This is a genomic window from Shinella sp. M27, assembly GCF_049199905.1.
GTDB lineage: Bacteria > Pseudomonadota > Alphaproteobacteria > Rhizobiales > Rhizobiaceae > Shinella.
In genome coordinates, this window is sequence record NZ_JBLZPK010000018.1 from 1 (window position 1) to 3,105 (window position 3,105).

Below are 3,105 nucleotides of genomic sequence, written 5' to 3' on the forward strand. Positions count from 1 at the left end.
GGCTTGACCCGAGGATCCACGCATCCGCACCGTCCTGCCTGTGGCATGGATCCTCGGGTCAAGCCCGAGGATGACGCAGGGGAGGAGGCCTTTCGCTCTCTACTGCACCGTGATTTCCGCCCGCTCCCCGGCCTTGACCGTCGCCTTGCCTTCCTTCGGCGCCGTGTCGCCTTCATACTTCACGCGGACCACGTAGTCGCCGGGCGGCAGCGTATCCTGCCATTCGGTGCCGTAGTTGTAGGACATGGATTTCTGGTTGCCCTGGATGTCCTTCGTCGCGCTGAGGACCTCGATGAAGTTGCCGCCCGGTGCGCTGATGGCCAGAACGCCGGCATTGAGATTGACGACGACCTCCTTCATCTCGCCGGCCTTGAGGCTGATCGGAACCTCGCCCGTCGCCGAGCCGAGCTTGGCGGTGAGCACGAGATCGCCGGTCGGTACATCGATCTTCGTGCCGCTGCCGTAGTTGTAGGCGACGCTCTTGCGGGTGCCGTCGATGGCCTTTTTGGCTTCCACCACCTCGAAGAACACCTCGCCGGAATCGACCGCCGGCCCGCCCTCGGCATAGACGGCCTTGTTGAGCACGGTACCGGAGCCGATGACGAGGTCGTGCTGAAGCGTTTCGCCGGCCTTGACGGCAACGGTTTCGGAGACCTTGGTCGGGCCGATCGTGCCGTTCACCGTCACCTCGCCGGCGGGAACATATTGTTTCGTCGTGCCGTAGCCTGTCGTGGAATCACCGCCGAATACGATCTGGACCGCCGCCTCACCGTCACCTTCCGAATCCTGCGGCGTGCGCTTCGGCGTGACGACGAGGAGGCCGGCATCGAAATTGACGAAGGGTTTCGCGACCGCGCCGTCCTTCACCTCGAAGGGGATTTCGCGCTTGCTCGCACCCTGCAGCGCGACCACGGCGACATATTTGCCCGGCGGGTAATTGCCGGAATACTGGCCCTTGTACTGGGTCTCGACGGTATCGCCCGTCGGCTTGCCGTCCGCACCCGCCTTGTAGATCTGCCAGGCAACCTCGTTGTTGTCGCCGAGCGACGGTCCGCCTTCGGAAAGCACGCTGTCGAATTCCGCGTTGAACTCGACAGCCGGTGCCGGCTCCGGCTCGGCGACCGCCACTTCCTCCTGCCTGGGCTTGGCCATCGGCGCTTCCGCCACCGTCTCCGTCAACGCGGCGACGAGCTGGGCGGCATCGGAGGCCTGGAAATATTTGCCGCCGGTGTTTTCGGCAAGGCAGGCGACCTGTTTGCCTTCCTCTTCCGTCAGGCCGAAGCCGACGACATGGGTGGTGAAATCGACACCCTTCTTCTCCAGCGCCGAGGCGAGCGCGCAAGGGTCGGCCTCGCAGGTCTCCAGCCCGTCCGTCACCAGCACGACCGTCGCCTTTTCCTCGGTATATTTGAGGATGTCCGCCGCCTGCTCGACTGACTGGCTGAGCGGCGTCTTGCCTTTCGGGTTGATGCCGTTGACGAAGCTGGTGATCGCACCTTCCGTGCCCGCACCCGGCGGCACGGCCAGCTCGATATCGCTGCACGAGCCCTTTTCCCGGTGGCCATAAACCATCAGGCCAAGCTCGGTGCCGACGGGCACGGATTTCAGCACCGTGCCGAGCGTCTCGCGGGCGATGTCGATCTTGGCTCGACCATCGATCTGGCCCCACATGGAGCCGGAGGCGTCGAGCACGATCATCGTCTTGTCGGCGGCAATGGTCTCAGTGGCGGCAAGAAGCCCCGCCAGAAGCATCAGGGCGGCTTTCAGTCGCAAGGCTTATCCTCCACGTTTTTACAGAAATTCCGGTCATTGGCGCCGGCAAGGCTCAGCTCTCTCCCTTCAGAAACGTGCAGGGCAGGGCGGATATTCGCAAGGACTTGAATTCACCCGGCAAGTGCCGCGACGACACGGTTTTCGCTTTTTCTCCAAAGCCTTCAGCCTTTGGTAACCATCTTCGGTAACCATAAGCACCATCAAGTTCCGTTCCGAGTCAGCGTATCAGCGAGTATCATATGCCATCTGTTCTTTCGCTTGCAGACGTCTCCCGTTCGCCCCGCAAGAGCGGCTGGCTCGACTCTATTATCAAGGGTGATTGCGTCGCAGCGCTCGAAGCGCTGCCCGACCAGTCCGTCGACGTCATCTTCGCCGATCCGCCGTACAATCTTCAGCTCGGCGGTGCACTGCACCGTCCCGACCAGAGCCTTGTCGATGCCTGCGACGACGAGTGGGACCAGTTCGCCTCCTTCCAGGCCTATGATGCCTTCACCCGCGCCTGGCTGCTCGCCTGCCGCCGCGTGCTGAAGCCCTCGGGCACCATCTGGGTCATCGGCTCCTACCACAACATTTTCCGCGTTGGCGCGACCTTGCAGGATCTCAATTTCTGGATCCTCAACGACATCGTCTGGCGCAAGACCAACCCGATGCCGAACTTCAAGGGCCGCCGGTTCCAGAACGCGCACGAGACGATGATCTGGGCGACCCGCGATCCCAAGGCCAAGGGCTATACGTTCAACTACGATGCGATGAAGGCCGCCAATGACGACGTGCAGATGCGCTCGGACTGGCTGTTCCCGATCTGCAGCGGCGGCGAGCGCCTGAAGGGTGACGACGGCAAGAAGGTGCATCCGACGCAGAAGCCGGAAGCGCTGCTCGCCCGCATCCTGATGGCGTCCTCCAAACCCGGCGACGTGGTGCTCGACCCGTTCTTCGGCTCCGGCACGACGGGAGCGGTGGCCAAGCGCCTCGGCCGCCACTTCGTCGGCATCGAGCGCGAGCAGGCCTATATCGATGCCGCCCGCGAGCGCATCGATGCGGTCGAACCGCTCGGCAGCGGCACGCTTTCGGTGATGACCGGCAAGAAGGCGGAACCGCGCGTCGCCTTCAACACGCTGATCGAAAGCGGCCTGATCGCACCCGGCACGGTGCTGACGGACGCCCGCCGCCGCCACAGCGCCATCGTGCGCGCCGACGGCACGCTCGCCTCGGGCAGCGACGCCGGCTCGATCCACCGCGTCGGGGCCAAGGTGCAGGGGCTCGACGCCTGCAACGGCTGGACCTTCTGGCACTATGCCGACGGCGCACAGCTGAAGCCGATCGACGACCTGC

Annotated in this window: 2 protein-coding genes; one reads left to right on the forward strand and one right to left on the reverse strand. The window is 63.9% G+C overall.

Annotation, left to right across the window (positions count from 1 at the left end; all coding sequences use genetic code 11):
- Positions 1-99 precede the first annotated feature (99 nt).
- On the reverse strand, positions 100-1,773 hold the full coding sequence (locus tag ACOZK4_RS07290; protein WP_421591297.1) for a vWA domain-containing protein: 1,674 nt from the start codon (positions 1,771-1,773) through the stop codon (positions 100-102).
- Between the two features lie 239 nt (positions 1,774-2,012).
- Here ACOZK4_RS07290 and ACOZK4_RS07295 point away from each other — a divergent pair.
- The coding region (locus ACOZK4_RS07295; RefSeq protein ID WP_421591298.1) for a site-specific DNA-methyltransferase at positions 2,013-3,105 on the forward strand (1,093 nt) is incomplete at its 3' end.